This window comes from Paraconexibacter sp. AEG42_29 (genome assembly GCF_040581415.1).
Classification (GTDB): domain Bacteria; phylum Actinomycetota; class Thermoleophilia; order Solirubrobacterales; family Solirubrobacteraceae; genus Paraconexibacter.
In genome coordinates this window covers 682,894-697,342 of sequence record NZ_CP114014.1, presented here as the reverse complement: position 1 = coordinate 697,342, position 14,449 = coordinate 682,894, and the positions used below count along the sequence as shown (strand labels likewise).

Annotated in this window: 15 protein-coding genes; 12 read left to right on the top strand and 3 right to left on the bottom strand. The window is 73.0% G+C overall.

Annotation, left to right across the window (positions count from 1 at the left end):
- Positions 1–94 precede the first annotated feature (94 nt).
- The 11 genes from DSM112329_RS03320 (at position 95) to DSM112329_RS03270 (ending at position 11,732) form a co-directional block, all read left to right on the top strand.
- Positions 95–793 (top strand): intradiol ring-cleavage dioxygenase, encoded by a 699-nt coding sequence (locus DSM112329_RS03320; protein WP_354700389.1) that lies wholly within the window; start codon positions 95–97, stop codon positions 791–793.
- A gap of 60 nt (positions 794–853) precedes the next feature.
- On the top strand, positions 854–2,464 hold the full coding sequence (locus DSM112329_RS03315; RefSeq protein WP_354700388.1) for an FAD-dependent thymidylate synthase: 1,611 nt from the start codon (positions 854–856) through the stop codon (positions 2,462–2,464).
- A 120-nt stretch (positions 2,465–2,584) separates the two neighbouring features.
- Positions 2,585–3,028 carry a hypothetical protein gene (locus DSM112329_RS03310; protein ID WP_354700387.1) on the top strand — a complete coding sequence of 148 codons (444 nt, stop codon included), beginning with the start codon at positions 2,585–2,587 and terminating at the stop codon, positions 3,026–3,028.
- 41 nt (positions 3,029–3,069) lie between these two features.
- Entirely contained in the window at positions 3,070–4,503 is a 1,434-nt protein-coding gene (locus DSM112329_RS03305) for an ATP-binding protein (RefSeq protein WP_354700386.1), read from the top strand.
- Complete coding sequence (locus DSM112329_RS03300) at positions 4,500–5,183, top strand: response regulator transcription factor (RefSeq protein WP_354700385.1); 684 nt, start codon at positions 4,500–4,502, stop codon at positions 5,181–5,183. The genes DSM112329_RS03305 and DSM112329_RS03300 overlap by 4 nt, the downstream gene beginning before the upstream one ends.
- A 155-nt stretch (positions 5,184–5,338) precedes the next feature.
- Positions 5,339–5,428, top strand: coding sequence for a potassium-transporting ATPase subunit F (locus tag DSM112329_RS03295; RefSeq protein ID WP_354700384.1), 90 nt, complete (start codon positions 5,339–5,341; stop codon positions 5,426–5,428).
- Positions 5,429–5,434: 6 nt separating this feature from the next.
- Positions 5,435–7,189 carry a potassium-transporting ATPase subunit KdpA gene (gene kdpA, locus DSM112329_RS03290; protein WP_354700383.1) on the top strand — a complete coding sequence of 585 codons (1,755 nt, stop codon included), beginning with the start codon at positions 5,435–5,437 and terminating at the stop codon, positions 7,187–7,189.
- A 21-nt stretch (positions 7,190–7,210) separates the two neighbouring features.
- Entirely contained in the window at positions 7,211–7,852 is a 642-nt protein-coding gene (locus tag DSM112329_RS03285; protein ID WP_354700382.1) for a potassium-transporting ATPase subunit C, read from the top strand.
- Positions 7,849–9,921, top strand: a complete 2,073-nt coding sequence (gene kdpB / locus DSM112329_RS03280; protein WP_354700381.1) for a potassium-transporting ATPase subunit KdpB — start codon at positions 7,849–7,851, stop codon at positions 9,919–9,921. The genes DSM112329_RS03285 and kdpB overlap by 4 nt, the downstream gene beginning before the upstream one ends.
- Positions 9,922–9,924: 3 nt before the next feature.
- A complete protein-coding gene (locus DSM112329_RS03275) occupies positions 9,925–11,079 on the top strand; it encodes a histidine kinase (RefSeq protein ID WP_354700380.1) in 1,155 nt (384 codons plus the stop codon).
- The gene (locus DSM112329_RS03270; protein ID WP_354700379.1) at positions 11,076–11,732 is read left to right on the top strand and encodes a universal stress protein; all 657 of its coding nucleotides are present in this window, start codon (positions 11,076–11,078) and stop codon (positions 11,730–11,732) included. The genes DSM112329_RS03275 and DSM112329_RS03270 overlap by 4 nt, the downstream gene beginning before the upstream one ends.
- Positions 11,733–11,789: 57 nt before the next feature.
- On the opposite strand, the gene DSM112329_RS03265 is transcribed toward DSM112329_RS03270, so the two are convergent.
- The 3 genes from DSM112329_RS03265 to DSM112329_RS03255 form a co-directional block, all read right to left on the bottom strand.
- On the bottom strand, positions 11,790–12,182 hold the full coding sequence (locus tag DSM112329_RS03265) for a DUF2237 domain-containing protein (protein WP_354700378.1): 393 nt from the start codon (positions 12,180–12,182) through the stop codon (positions 11,790–11,792).
- A 129-nt stretch (positions 12,183–12,311) separates the two neighbouring features.
- The gene (locus DSM112329_RS03260) at positions 12,312–12,488 is read right to left on the bottom strand and encodes a hypothetical protein (protein WP_354700377.1); all 177 of its coding nucleotides are present in this window, start codon (positions 12,486–12,488) and stop codon (positions 12,312–12,314) included.
- Positions 12,485–13,966 carry an MFS transporter gene (locus DSM112329_RS03255; protein ID WP_354700376.1) on the bottom strand — a complete coding sequence of 494 codons (1,482 nt, stop codon included), beginning with the start codon at positions 13,964–13,966 and terminating at the stop codon, positions 12,485–12,487. The genes DSM112329_RS03260 and DSM112329_RS03255 overlap by 4 nt, the downstream gene beginning before the upstream one ends.
- Before the next feature lie 103 nt (positions 13,967–14,069).
- Here DSM112329_RS03255 and DSM112329_RS03250 point away from each other — a divergent pair, with 103 nt between their 5' ends.
- Positions 14,070–14,447, top strand: a complete 378-nt coding sequence (locus DSM112329_RS03250) for a MarR family transcriptional regulator (RefSeq protein WP_354700375.1) — start codon at positions 14,070–14,072, stop codon at positions 14,445–14,447.
- Positions 14,448–14,449: the final 2 nt, after the last annotated feature.

Sequence of the window (14,449 nt, the reverse complement as noted above, 5' to 3'; positions counted from 1 at the left end):
GGAGTAGTGCCCTATTTTCCTACCGTTTAAGTGCAGTAAGGCTGCACCGAACCGGCGTGGAGCCAGGCCCGGACGGGATAGGTTCGGGTCCGCGATGCCCTCTCCACCGTTGCCCTGGACGGATGCCCTCCGCCGCCGCGAGGCCCTCGTCGTGCTGGCGGGAGCCGGTGCCGCCGGCGCGCTCGGGGCCTGGCGGCTGGTGGGCGCCGACCCTGCCGTCGCTGCCGACTGCGTGCTCCAGCAGGAGTCGACCGAGGGCCCGTTCTACCTCGACGTCGACCTGCTGCGCCGCGACCTCCGCGGCGGGCGGACGGGGACGAACCTGGCGCTGCGGCTGAAGGTCGTGGACGCGGGGACGTGCCGTCCGATCCGCGGCGCGGTCGTCGAGCTCTGGCACACCGACGCCGGCGGGAAGTACTCCGGGATCGCGAGCGAAGGCACCTCCGGCAAGACGTTCATGCGCGGCGCCCAGCGGACCGACCGCAGCGGCGTGGCCCGGTTCACGACGATCGTCCCCGGGTGGTATCCGGGCCGCACGCCGCACATCCACGTGAAGGTCTTCGTGGGCGGGGACGTGGTCCACACCGGGCAGCTGTACTTCCGCCCCGCGGTGACCCAGGCGGTCTACGCCCAGGGCCGCTACCGCGCACGCGGCCGGCAGGACACGACGAACGCGTCGGACGGCATCTTCGGAGCGGAGGGCGGGTCGCGCGCGGTCCTCGCCCTCAAACGGCGGGGGGCGACCGCGGCGAGCGGCTACACGGGCGGCCTGACGCTCGGTGTTCAGCGCTGACGCCAGGCTCACCCGGGACGCGTTCGACGCCGCCCGGCGCGCTAGGGTCACGAACCCCGTATGGACTACCCCGTCGAGAGCTTCACCCCGGACGAGCAGGCGCGCCTCGCGCCGCACGTCACGAACCTGGACCGCCCGGTCTTCGCGCTGACGAACCTGCCGGAGACGGTCAAGGGCGCGATGTTCGCGCGCTACTCGCGGTACCCGGGAACCCTGCGCCGGATGTTCCTGGACGAGTTCGCGGATTCCCTCCCGGTCGTCGCCGGCGGCTCGGACGACACCGAGGGTGCCCGTGCGGCGGAGCTCTACGAGCGGATCTTCGTCGGCTACGGGGACGACAGCGTCGCGCAGCTCGGCGGGGCGCACGTCGCCTGCGAGTGGGTCTCGAACGTCCTGACCAAGGTCCTGCAGCGTCCGCGGCTCGGGGCGTACCTGGAGCAGTCCACCCGGTACATCGCCTACGACGTCCCGATGGACGGCGCCGGGACCAAGCACGCCCGCTATCGCTACTTCCGCGACCCCGCCCTCGGCCCGGTCTACGAACGCTCGATGGACGAGATCTTCGGCGTCTACTCGGGGCTGCTGCCGAAGGTCCGCGCCTGGGTCGACGGCTCGTTCCCCGGCGACCCCGGGCCCGCCCGTGACCGCGCGATCGCCGCGAAGGCCCTGGACCTGGTCCGCGGCCTGCTGCCCGCATCGTCCCTGTCGCACATGGGGATCTACGCGACCGGCCAGACCTACGAGCAGCTGATCCTGCATCTCCTGGCACATCCCCTGCCGGAGGCCCGCGAGGCCGGAACCCAGATCCTGGACGCCATCCAGGCGATCATGCCGTCGTTCGTCTCCCGCATCCCGCGCCCCGAGCGCGGCGGCGAGTGGATCGGCTACCTGCAGGAGCGCGACGCCGCCGCCGCGCGCTGGGTCACGCGCCTGGGCCTGGACCGGCCCGCGGCCGCCGACGCCGGGCGCCCGTCGGTGCGGCTCCTGCACGTCGACGGCGACGAGGACGCGCTCCTCGCCGCGCTGCTGTTCGAGGCGGCGGGCACGAGCGAGGAGGACGCCCGCATGCGCCTCACCGCCCTGTCCCCCGACGAGCGGGCTGCACTGCTCAGCGACCTCGTCGGCGAGCGCGCGAACCGCCGTCACCGGCCCGGGCGGGGCTACGAGGCGCTGCGCTACCGCTTCGAGATCGTGTCCGATTACGGCGCCTTCCGCGATCTGCAGCGCCACCGCATGCTGACGGTGCAGTGGCAGAAGCTCACGCCGGACCTCGGCGCAGGCGTCCCGGACGAGGTCGACCTCGCCGGCTGCGGCGGCGAGTACCGCCACGCGCTCGAGCTCTCGCGCGTCGCGCACCAGCGGATCCTCGACGACGGCCACGACGCGCGGGTCGCGATGTACGCGCTCTGCCTCGGGTACCGGATGCGCTACGTCCTGGACCTGAACGCGCGTGAGGCGATGCAGCTGATCGAGCTGCGGTCCGGCCGCGAGGGCCACCCGTCCTACCGCGCCGTCGCCCACGAGATGCACCGGCAGATCGCCGCGGTGCACCCGGCGGTCGCGGCGACGATGATCCACGTCGACAACGACAACGAGCCGCGGCTCGAGCGCATCCTGGCGGAGATGCGCACCCAGTCGAAGCTCGACGGCCTGCTGCCGCAGTCCGGCTGACCGCCGCCGCGCGGCAATCGGGCTGACGTTCGGCCCGGTCGTCGGTTGCGCTCTGCTCGTACGTCCGCGTAACATCGTCGCTCGCCGTAGCCCGCCCCGCCGCCGGACCCTCGCCGAACCGTGACGACTCCCTGGATCCTCCTCTCCCTGTTCACCGTCGCCGGCACGGCCACGCTCGTGGTCTCGCCCGTCGGCTTCGACCGGGCGCTGGTCGGCAGCTACATCGCGATCATCATCCTCACGTTCGCCGCGTTCCTGGCGTTCGTCTCGTACTCGCTGATTAAGGTGGCGCTGCACGAGGATTCGCGCTTCGCCTGCGTCGCCGCGCTGCTGCTGGCGCTGGCGCTGTTCGTGACCGGCCGCCGGAACGACGGCCCGGCCCGGGCCGAGGAGACGTCGGACAGCGACGACGAGGACGGCGGCCAGCGCCGGCGCAACCGTCCGGGGCCTCCCGAGGACCCCGGTCCCCCCGCACCACCGGCCCCCGACGGCCCCAGCCTGGACTGGGACGCGTTCGACGGGGCCCGGCACGAGTGGGAACGCGTGCCCGCCGGCGTCTGCTGACGCCCTTCCCGCGGCCGCGCGCCGCGTAGGCTCCGGTGGCGATGGAGTCCGTCCCCCCACTGCTGCTGCCGGGCCACCGGCCGCCGATGCGCGCCGGGGCGGCCGTCGCCGCGCTGGGCGTCGGGGGCTGCACCGCCGCGGTGGCCGGGCTCGACGAGCTGACGCCGGCCGCGTCGCTCGCCGTCCTCTACATCCTGCCCGTCTTGCTGGTGGCGACGTACTGGGGGCTGCGGCTGGCGCTGGCGACGGCGCTCGCGTCCGCGCTCGCCTTCAACGTCTGCTTCCTGGAACCGACGGGCCGCCTGACCGTCGCCGACGATCGCAACCTCGCCGCGCTGCTGACCTTCGTCGTCGTCGCGATCGCGACCAGCCGCGTGGCGGACCTCGCCCGGGCCCGCGCCGGCGAGGCCGAGGCCCGCCGCCAGGAGGCCGACCTCGCGGCCGAGCTGGCGCGGGGCATGCTGGCCGGCGGCGACCCCGACGAGCTCCTGCGGACCGCGGCCCACCGGGTCGCGGCGGCGCTGGGCGTCCCGTCCGCGGCGCTCGAGCGGGGGGCGGTCGACACGGCCGGCGACCCGCGCCGCGAGGCCTACCCCCTCCGCGCCGGCGATCGCACCGTGGCGACGCTGCTGCTACCCGCCGCGCTGGACCCCGCACTCCGCGACCGGCTGCTCGCGCACGTGCTGCCGGCGCTCGAGGCGCTGCTCGCGGCCGCGCTCGAGCGCGACGCGCTGCAGGCCGAGGTCGTCGAGACCCAGGCACTGCGGCGCAGCGACGTCGTCAAGACCGCCATCCTGCGCGCCGTCTCCCACGACCTGCGCAGCCCGCTGACGTCGATCATCACCGCCGGCACCGCCCTCGGCTCGGCCGCCCTGGACGCCGAGGACCGCGAGGCGCTCGCGGGGGGCGTCGTCGTCGAGGCCGAGCGGCTCGCCCGCGTGGTCGACAACCTCCTGGACCTCTCGCGCCTGGAAGCGGGGACGGCGGCCCCGCGTCCCGACTGGTGCGCGCTGGACGAGGTCCTCCACGCCGCCGCGGAGGGCCTGCCCGAGCCGGCGCCGGACGTCCGCTTCGTGATCGACGCGCAGCTCCCGCTGCTGCGGGCGGACGCGGCCCAGCTCGAGCGGGCGTTCACGAACCTGATCGCGAACGCGGTCCGGCACGCCCCCGGCGAGGTGGTGTCGGTCCGGGCGCGGGCGGTCGGGACGCGGCTGGTCGTGCGCGTCGTCGACCAGGGACCGGGCATCACGCCGGCCGACCAGGAGCGTGTCTTCGAGCCGTTCTGGCGTGGCCCGCACGACGGGTCCGGTGCCCCCGCGGGCTCCGGCCTGGGCCTCGCGATCGTCCGCGGGTTCGTGGAGGCCAACGGCGGCGAGGTCGGCGTCGAGTCGCTGCCCGGCCAGGGCTCGAGCTTCGTGGTGTCCTTCCCGCTGGCCGAGCAGCCGGTCCAGGCCGTCCCGCAGGCGTCGCCATGAGCGCCGGCAGCCGCATCCTCGTCTGCGACGACGAGCCCCAGATCCTGCGGGCGCTGAAGGTCATCCTGCGCGAGGCGGGCTACGAGGTGGCTGAGGCCGCGACCATGGAGTCCGCGCTCGACCAGGCCGCTGTCCGGCCGCCCGACGCGGCGATCGTCGACCTCGTCCTGCCCGACGGCGACGGCGTCGAGCTGTGCCGCCGCCTGCGCGAGTGGAGCGCCATGCCGATCATCGTCCTCAGCGCCGTCGACGAGGAGGACATGAAGGTCGGCGCGCTGCAGTCCGGGGCCGACGACTACGTCACCAAGCCGTTCAGCCCGCGCGAGCTCGTCGCCCGGTTGCAGGCCGCACTGAGACGGACGGGCGCCGTCCCCGACGAGCCGCTGATCGAGGCCGGCGGCCTGACGATCGACCTCGCCGCTCGGGTCGTGCGGCGGGGCGGGACCGACGTCCACCTCACCCCGATCGAGTTCGACCTGCTGCGCCAGCTCGCCCGCAACCGCGGTCGGCTGCTGACGCACCGCTCGCTGCTGGTCGAGGTCTGGGGACCCGGATACGCCGACGACACGGCGGTCCTGCGGACGCACATCGCGAACCTGCGCCGCAAGATCGAGGCGGGCGACGGGCCGCCGCGGATCATCCGCACGGACCCGGGCGTCGGGTACCGCTTCGCGGGCTGAGGCGATCTTCACAACATCTGCACGCCGGGCCCGGGCCTGCCCATGCGGCCCACACGGGGCTGGGCGCACAGTGCAGGCATGGATCTTCTCGCTCTCGCCATCGCGGTCGCGTGCTTCGCGGCCCTGGCCCTCGTCCTCAAGGGACTCGATCGCGTATGACGCTCGCGAACGCCCTCGGCGTCAGCGTGGCCGCCCTCGTCGCGCTCTACCTCGTCTACGCGCTGCTCCGCGGCGAGGACCTGTAGTCCGCCATGGCCCAGGGCATCCTCCAGATCGCGCTCTTCTGCGCGCTGATCGTCGCCATCGTCCCGCTCCTCGGCGGCCACATGGCCCGCGTCTTCCGCGGGGAGCGCACGTTCCTCGACCCGCTCAGCGGCCGCCTGGAGCGCGGGACCTACCGCCTGCTCGGGGTCGGCGGCCGGGGCGGGCGGTGGGAGCCGGATCCCCAGGACTGGAAGGCGTACGCGCGCTCCGTCCTGCTGTTCTCGGCGGCCGGCTGGCTGCTGCTGTTCGTGATCCTGCGGACGCAGAGCCTGCACCCGCTGAATCACGGCGACTTCCGCTCGGCGCCCTGGGACGTGACGTTCAACACCGTCTCGTCGTTCGTCACCAACACGAACTGGCAGTTCTACGGCGGCGAGACGACGATGACGTACGTCTCGCAGGCCGTCGGCCTCACGGTGCAGAACTTCGTCTCGGCCGCGGTCGGCCTTGCGGTCGCCGTCGCGCTGATCCGGGCGCTCGCCGGCCGCCGCGTCCCGACGGCCGGCGATCCCGATGCCGGTGCGGCCGCCGGCACGATCGGCAACTTCTGGCAGGACCTCACCCGCGCGATCACGCACGTGCTGCTACCGATCGCGTTCGTCGCCGCGCTGGTGCTCGTGACGCAGGGCGTCCTGCAGACGCTCGGCGCCACGGCGCATGGCGTGGCCCGCGGGCCGGTCGCCTCGCAGGAGGCGATCAAGGAGCTCGGCACCAACGGCGGCGGCTTCTTCAACGTCAACGCCGCGCACCCGTTCGAGAACCCCACCGCGTTCTCGAACCTGCTCGAGATGCTGCTGATCCTGGCGATCCCGGCGTCGCTGACGATGACCTACGGCCGGATGGTCGGCAGCCGGCGGCAGGGCTGGGCGGTCTTTGGGGCGATGAGCCTGCTGTTCCTCGTCAGCGTCGCGGTGGTCTTCGCCGCCGAGCGTCACGGGACGCCCGCGCAGACGATCGCGGGCCTGCACGGCGTGAACCTCGAGGGCAAGGAGCTGCGCAACGGGTCGACGATGTCCGCGCTGTTCACCGCCGTCACCACCGTCACCTCGTGCGGCGCCGTCAACTCGGCGTTCGAGTCGATGACCGGCCTCGGCGGCCTGGTCCCGATGGTCAACCTGGGCTACGGCGAGTCGGTCTTCGGCGGCGTCGGCACCGGCCTCTACACGATGCTGATGTACGTCCTGCTGGCGGTCTTCATCGGCGGCCTGATGGTGGGCCGCACCCCGGAGTTCCTGGGGAAGAAGATCGAGGCCAAGGAGATCAAGCTGGTCTCGCTCGGCATCCTCGTCACGCCGCTGCTCGTGCTGCTCGGCTCGGGGCTGGCGCTGGCGACGAAGTACGGCGCACCGTCGATCTACGCGACCGGGCCGCAGGGCTTCAGCGAGACGTTCTACGCCTACCTCTCGCAGGCCAACAACAACGGGTCGGCTTTCGCCGGCTACACGGGCTTCCTGCAGCCGGATGCCGGCAACGCGGGTTCCAACGGCGTGACGTTCGCGGACGTGATCGGCGGGCTCGTCATGCTCGCCGGCCGCTTCGTCCCGATCCTGATCGTGCTGGCCCTCGCGGGCTCGCTCGCCGGCAAGCGCGCCGCCCCCGTGGGGGCGGGCACGCTCCGGACGGACACCGGCACCTTCGCCGGGCTGCTGATCGGCGTCGTCGTGCTGATCGGCGCGCTGACGTTCTTCCCCGCCCTCCTCCTCGGCCCCGTCGTGCAGGGCCTGACCGACCACCTCTTCTAGCCCGGATCCCAGCCAATGCCCATGCCCTTGCCCAAAGAAGTCCTCACCGCGGTCCGCGCGATGGTCGTCCTGACCGTCCTGCTCGGGCTCGCCTACCCGGCGGTCGTCACCGGCGTCGCCCAGCTCACGATGCCGGACCGCGCGAACGGGTCGTTCATCGCGTCGGACGGTCAGGTCACCGGATCGCGACTGCTGGGCGTCGCGCCCACCCTCGACACCGGCAAGCAGGACGACAACGGCGATCCCGTCACCGCGCCCGACCCGTCGTTCTTCCAGCCGCGTCCGTCCGCGACCGGCTACGCGACGGATACGTCGTACTTCTCCAACCGCGGCCCGAACTCGGACACCGCACGGCAGTTCTACAAGGAAGAGGCGGCCGCCTACCTGGCGCTCAACGCGCCGACCAGCCCGGGGCTGACGGTCGGGAAGATCCCGATCGACGCGGTCACGACCTCCGGGTCCGGCGTCGACCCCGAGATCTCGAAGGCGAACGCGGCGATCCAGGCCCGCCGCGTCGCCGCCGCGCGCGGGCTGCCGCCGGCGCAGGTCGCCGCGCTCGTCCGGAAGCACTCCCGTGGTCGCTTCCTGGGCGTCTTCGGCGAGCCGGGCGTGAACGTCCCCGAGCTCAACCGCTCCCTGCGGAACCTCGAGGCCACGTCATGAACCCACGCGAATCGCAGTCGCTGTTCACCGCCGACCTGCTGCGCCCGGCGCTCATCGGGTCGCTCCGCAAGCTCGACCCCCGGATCCAGGTCCGCAACCCCGTCATGTTCGTGGTCGAGGTCAGCGCGTTCCTCGTCACGTTCGCGCTCGGGTACCAGCTGGTCGACGGGAGCGCCTTCGGCGGCGGTGACGAGTCCGTCGCGTTCACGGTGACGATCGCCGTCTGGCTGTGGCTGACCGTGGTCTTCGCGAACCTCGCCGAGGCGCTGGCCGAGGGCCGCGGCCGCGCGCAGGCCGACGCCCTGCGATCGATGCGCACCGAGTCGGTGGCGACGATGGAGGACGGCACCACGCGGCAGGCGAACGAGCTGCACCGCGGCGACCGCGTCGTCGTCGTGGCGGGCGAGGGCATCCCCGGGGACGGCACCGTCGTCGAGGGCATCGCCTCGGTGGACGAGTCGGCGATCACCGGCGAGTCCGCCCCGGTCATCCGCGAGTCCGGCGGCGACCGCAGCGCCGTCACCGGCGGCACCCGCGTCCTGTCGGACCGGATCGTCGTCGAGATCACGCAGGAGCCAGGGCAGTCGTTCCTGGACCGCATGATCGCGCTCGTCGAGGGCGCCGAGCGGCGCAAGACCCCGAACGAGATCGCGCTCGGGATCCTGCTCGCCGGGCTGACGCTGATCTTCCTGCTCGTCGTCGTCACGCTGCAGCCGTTCGCCGCCTACGCGGACACGACGATCTCCACCACGACGCTGGTCGCGCTGCTCGTGGCGCTGATCCCGACGACGATCGGCGCGCTGCTGAGCGCGATCGGCATCGCGGGCATGGACCGGCTCGTGCGACGCAACGTGCTCGCCCTGTCGGGTCGTGCCGTCGAGGCGTCCGGCGACATCGACGTCCTGCTGCTCGACAAGACCGGCACGATCACGCTCGGCAACCGGCAGGCGGCAGAGTTCCTGCCGATGCCCGGGGTGACCGAGGCCGAGCTGGCCGAGGCCGCTCAGCTGTCCTCGCTCGCGGACGAGACGCCGGAGGGACGGTCGATCGTCGTCCTCGCGAAGCAGTTCGGGATCCGCGAGCGGGAGTTCGCCGCCGGCGGGGACGCCGCCCCCACGTTCGTCCCGTTCACCGCCCAGACCCGGATGTCCGGCGTCGACGTCGACGGCACGCAGCTGCGCAAGGGCGCAGCCGACTCGGTCGCCGACTGGGTCCGCGCCGAGGGCGGGCAGACCCCGCCGGAGCTGCAGGCCGTGGTCGACCGCGTCGCGAACGACGGCGGCACCCCGCTGACCGTGGCCCGGGACGGTCGCGTGCTCGGCGTCATCTATCTGAAGGACACGGTCAAGGACGGCATGGCGGCCCGCTTCGAGCGGCTGCGGGCGATGGGCATCCGCACCGTCATGGTGACCGGTGACAACAAGCTCACCGCGGCCAAGATCGCGGCCGAGGCCGGCGTGGACGACTTCCTGGCCGAGGCGACGCCCGAGCGCAAACTCGAGCTGATCCGCGCCGAGCAGGCCGAGGGGCGCCTCGTCGCGATGACCGGCGACGGCACGAACGACGCGCCCGCGCTGGCCCAGGCCGACGTCGGCGTGGCGATGAACACCGGCACCCAGGCCGCCCGCGAGGCCGGCAACATGGTCGACCTGGACTCCAACCCGACGAAGCTCATCGAGATCGTCGAGGTCGGCAAGCAGCTGCTGATCACCCGTGGCGCGCTGACCACGTTCTCGATCGCGAACGACGTCGCCAAGTACTTCGCGATCCTGCCCGCGATCTTCGCCTTCACCTACGCCACGGAGGACGGTGCGCGGGGACCGCTCGACGACCTCAACGTCATGCAGCTCGGGACGCCGCAGTCGGCGATCATCAGCGCGATCGTCTTCAACGCGCTGATCATCCCGTTCCTCGTGCCGCTCGCCCTGCGCGGCGTGCAGTACAAGCCCGTGGGCGCCTCGGCCCTGCTGCAGCGCAACCTGCTGATCTACGGGCTCGGCGGGCTGATCGTGCCGTTCGCCGGGATCAAGCTGATCGACCTCGTGGTCCATGGGGTCTTCGGAGCGTAGGCCGTGGGCGAGGACGCGGGCACCGTCGGCCGTCGCGGTCACCTGACCATCTACCTCGGGATGGCCCCGGGGGTGGGCAAGACGTTCCGCATGCTCCAGGACGGGCACGCGGCGCTTGCGGCCGGGCGCGACGTCGTGGTCGGCGTGGTCGAGAGCCACGGCCGGGCGGAGACGGCCGCGCTCGTCGCGGGTCTGCCGGTCCTGCCGCGCCGCACCCTGGTCCACCGCGGCGTCACCCTCGACGAGCTCGACCTGCCGGGACTGCTGACCCGCGCCCCGGCGCTCTGCCTCGTCGACGAGCTGGCCCACACGAACGCCCCGGGCACCGAGCACCCCAAGCGCCACGACGACGTCGAGGCCCTGGTCGCCGCCGGCATCGACGTCCTCTCGACCGTCAACGTCCAGCACCTGGAATCGCTGAACGACCAGGTCGCCGAGCTCTCCGGGGTGCGCGTCCGCGAGACGTTCCCCGACGCCGTCCTCGGCCGCGCGGACGAGGTGGTGCTGATCGACCTGACCCCCGAGGCACTGCTGGCGCGCCTCCGCGACGGGAAGGTCTACCCGGCCGCGCGGATCGCGGCGTCGCTCAACGGGTTCTTCCGGATCGAGAACCTGGCGGCGCTGCGCGAGGTCGCGCTGCGACAGGTGGCGGAGGAGGTCGAGTCCCGGCGGCTCGTCACCGGGGCCGTCGGCACGCGCACGCAGGCGCTGGCCCGCGACACCCCGCAGGCGGTCGGCGAGCGGCTGCTCGCGCTGGTCGAGCCCGTCCCGGCCGCGCAGCGCCTCGTCCGCCGCGCCTGGCGGTCGGCCCAGCGGCTCGGCGCCGATCTGGACCTGCTCTGGGTGGCGCCCCCGGCCTACGCCGGCGGCCGCGCGGACGGCGAGGTCGAGCGGCAGCTGGGCGCCCTGCGCCAGCTCGCGTCGCTGCTGGGCGCAACGTTCCTCGTCGAGGCGTCCGGGGACGTCGCGGGGACGGTCGCCGCCGTGGCCCGCACCCGCGGGACGACGTACATCCTGCTCGGTCGCTCGCGTCCGGCCCGCGGCCTCGGCCGGCTGGCGACACCCTTGCCCCAGCGCCTGATGTCCGCGCTGCCGGCGGTCGACGTGCGGATCGTCGCGGACCGGTCGACGCGGCACGACCGGACGGACGGACCGTGACCGCGCTGCTGTTGACGGCCGCAGTCGTCACCGGCCTTGCGGCGGGGCTGATCGTCGCCTGGTTGCTGCCACGGCGCTCGCGGCCGTCGCGCTCCTTGCCGGGGCGCGCGTTGCCAAGGCGCTCCCGCGGCGGCCGCGGACCGCGTGGTAGCCGTGGCCGGAGGCGGGACGAGTCCGGCGACAGCGACGGCGGCACGGCGCGCCGGATCCTGCTGCCGTTCACCGGCACGTCGATCTCCCGCCGGTCCCTCGAGGCGGCCATCCGCCTGGCCCGCGCCGAGGACGCGATCATCATGCCCGCGTTCCTCGCCAGCGTCCCCCGGCACCTGCCGCTCGGGGCCCCGCTGCCCGCGCAGTGCCTGCAGGCGATGCCGCTGCTGGAGGCGATCGAGCAACGGGCGATCGCCGCCGGCGTCCGGGTGGACGCCCGCGTCGGCCGCGGGCGCTCGTTCCGCGACGCGCTGCGCCAGGTGATCGCCGACGAGCCGGTCGACCGGATCATCGTGTCGGCGTCCGCGAACCCGCGTGGCGGGCCCAGCGCCCAGGACCTGCAGTGGCTGCTCACCAAGGCGCCGACCGAGGTGCTGATCCTGCGGCCCGCCCCGGAGGATGACCGGCGCGTCTCGGCGGACAACGTCGTCGGCCACTTCTGACGCAGGTCGGCACCGGCCTGCGCGGACTGACCCGAGCCGTGCGCGCGGTCGGCGCTCCTAGTCCGCCAGGGTGCCCGGGTCGGCCGGGACGTCGACCGCGTGCTCGCGCAGGATCTCGAGCGGGACGATGTCCAGCGCCCGTTCGTGCGTGCAGGCGAGCACGACGAACGCGGCGGCGCCGTCCTCGTGCGCCCGCAGCCAGTTGGCGGCGGTCACGCACCAGCGGTCACCCGGGACGAGGCCCGGGAACTGGAACTGCGGCATCGGCGTGCCGAGGTCGTTCCCGATCGCCCGCTGGTGCTCGAGGAACTCGGCGGTCACCACGGCGCAGATCGTGTGGCTGCCGAGGTCCTCAGGCCCGGTGGTGCAGCAGCCGTCACGGAAGAAGCCGGTGACGGGGTCGATACCGCACAGCTCGAGCTCCCCACCCAGCACGTTGCGATCGCTCACTCGATGAGTATCGCGCGGACGGGCCCCCGGCGCGTGACACCCGCTCCCGGCGCCGAACGTCGATTTCCCCGCGCGTGGAGACGGGGGAATGGACGCTCGGCGCCCGGGGGCGCAGGCTGCTCCGGGACGTCAGGCGGGGCGCCGGCCGCCCGGCCGCTCGCGCAGCCAGGTGGCCTGGGCCCCCGCCATCGCCCGGAGGGCCCGACGGGAGGCGGCGGCGTCGGCGACCGGCGGGACGGTCAGGTCCCGGCGCGCCGCGACGGCCGCGGGTTCGATGGTGGGCGGGGTGAGGGTCATCGGGCTCATCGGTGATCTCCGGCTGCGTTGTAGGACGTCTGCCACGCCGAGCGGAACCGTCCCGCCCAGGCGCGTGCGGGGCCGACCAGCCCGGAGGCGGCCACCCCCAACCCGATCACGGCGACGGCGACCGAGACCAGCAGGGCGGCGTGGTAGCCGTCGAGCTGGGCGGCGGCGGAGCCGGCCGGGGACTGCGAGGCGTCGGTCGCCGCGTCCATCGCCGCGGTGGCGATGGCGAGCGCGACGGCGCCGCCGAACTGCAGGGAGGTGAACAGCAGGCCGGACGCCAGGCCCTGCTCGTCGTCCGTGATCCCCTCGGTCGCCGCCATGTTGAGCGGGCCGAAGGTGAACATGAACCCGAGGCCGCCGAGCACCATCGTCGGGAGGATCCCGGTGGCGTAGCTCGAGTCGGCGGTGATCCCGGTCGACAGCGCGTAGGCGCCGACGAACGACGCCATGCCGGCCGTCACGACCCGGGCGGTGCCGAAGCGGTTGACCAGGGTGCCCGAGCGCGGCGAGCCGAAGGCGACGATCAGGCCGGCGGGCAGGAACGCCCCGGCCATCTCGAAGGCCGACCAGCCGCGGAGCTGCTGCATGTACAGCGTCCCGACGAACTGGAAGCCGATCCAGGCCCCGAAGACCGTCATGGCTGTCAGGTTCGCGCGGCGCAGCTTCGCCGAGCGCAGGATGCCGAGGCGCACCAGCGGATGCTTGCTGCGCTGCTCGATCTGGATGAAGAGCGAGACCAGCGCGAGGGCGACGAACGCGCCGCCGAGGGTCCGCATCGAGGTCCACCCGGCATTCGGGGCCTCGACGATCGTGAAGACCGCGAGCAGCATCGAGCCCGTGATCAGGGACGCGCCGGGGATGTCGAACGTGCGCCCGTCCCGCTCCGGCACGCCCGTGTCCGGGATGTACTTGAGGGCGAGCACGAGCAGGCCTGCCGTCAGGACGACGGGGACCAGGAACGTGAAGCGCCAGCCGAGCTCGGTCAGGACCCCGCCGAAGATCAGGCCGCTCGAGAAGCCGGTGGCCCCGGTCGCGGCGTAGATGGCCAGGGCGCGGTTGCGCGCCGGCCCTTCGGAGAAGGTGGTGGTGACGATCGACAGGGCGGCCGGCGCGGTGAACGCGGCGGCGATGCCCTTCAGGAAGCGCGTCGCGATGAGCAGCGTGCCGTCGGAGACGAGGCCGCCGAGCAGGGACGCAAGGGCGAAGACGACGAGCGCGGCGAGGAAGACGCGGCGCCGGCCGAGGAGGTCGGCGGCACGGCCACCGAGCAGCAGGAACCCGCCGTAGCCGAGCACGTAGCCCGAGACGATCCACTGCAGGCTGGTGGTGGAGAGGTGGAGGTCGGAGTCGATGGACGGAAGCGCGACGCCGACCATGGAGACGTCGAGTCCGTCGAGGAAGACCGCGCCGCAGACGACGAGCAGCAGGGCCCAGGCCCGCTTGTCGAAACGGTCGTCGGTGATGTGGGTGGAAGGCATGCGGCGAGACTATACATGCATGTGCATGCAATGTCACCGCATTCATTGATTGACCATGCATTGACACCGCATGCATGCACTATGAGCTACTGTGTAGCGAACCATGAGCACAACCGGGTCGTCTCTCATGGGTGAATGGCGCGAGCTGCTCGCCCGTCATGCCAGGGTCAACGAAGCGCTCGAGCGTGAGCTCGAACGCCATCACCGCCTGTCGGTCACGGAGTTCGAGGCGCTGCAGCACCTCGCGGAGAACGACGTGGACGGCTGTCGCCTTCAGCAGCTCGTGGACGACGTCCACATGAGCCAGAGCGCGCTCTCACGCCTGATCGGCCGGCTCACGGACGAGGGCCTGGTCGAGCGTCGCAGCTGCACCTCCGACCGGCGCGGGATCTTCGCGGTGATCACCGACGCCGGCCGGCAGCGGCTCGCCGAGGCCAAGCCGACGCACGAAGCGGTGCTCGAGCGCACGCTCCGCGACTGACG

Excerpts from the sequence above, each read along its gene's own strand:
- DSM112329_RS03320 (WP_354700389.1), top strand. The coding sequence starts at position 95 with ATGCCCTCTCCACCGTTGCCCTGGACGGATGCCCTCCGCCGCCGCGAG.
- DSM112329_RS03315 (WP_354700388.1), top strand. The coding sequence starts at position 854 with ATGGACTACCCCGTCGAGAGCTTCACCCCGGACGAGCAGGCGCGCCTC.
- DSM112329_RS03305 (WP_354700386.1), top strand. The coding sequence starts at position 3,070 with ATGGAGTCCGTCCCCCCACTGCTGCTGCCGGGCCACCGGCCGCCGATG.
- DSM112329_RS03300 (WP_354700385.1), top strand. The coding sequence starts at position 4,500 with ATGAGCGCCGGCAGCCGCATCCTCGTCTGCGACGACGAGCCCCAGATC.
- DSM112329_RS03295 (WP_354700384.1), top strand. The coding sequence starts at position 5,339 with ATGACGCTCGCGAACGCCCTCGGCGTCAGCGTGGCCGCCCTCGTCGCG.
- kdpA (WP_354700383.1), top strand. The coding sequence starts at position 5,435 with ATGGCCCAGGGCATCCTCCAGATCGCGCTCTTCTGCGCGCTGATCGTC.
- DSM112329_RS03285 (WP_354700382.1), top strand. The coding sequence starts at position 7,211 with ATGCCCTTGCCCAAAGAAGTCCTCACCGCGGTCCGCGCGATGGTCGTC.
- kdpB (WP_354700381.1), top strand. The coding sequence starts at position 7,849 with ATGAACCCACGCGAATCGCAGTCGCTGTTCACCGCCGACCTGCTGCGC.
- DSM112329_RS03260 (WP_354700377.1), bottom strand. The coding sequence starts at position 12,488 with ATGAGCCCGATGACCCTCACCCCGCCCACCATCGAACCCGCGGCCGTC.
- DSM112329_RS03255 (WP_354700376.1), bottom strand. The coding sequence starts at position 13,966 with ATGCCTTCCACCCACATCACCGACGACCGTTTCGACAAGCGGGCCTGG.
- DSM112329_RS03250 (WP_354700375.1), top strand. The coding sequence starts at position 14,070 with ATGAGCACAACCGGGTCGTCTCTCATGGGTGAATGGCGCGAGCTGCTC.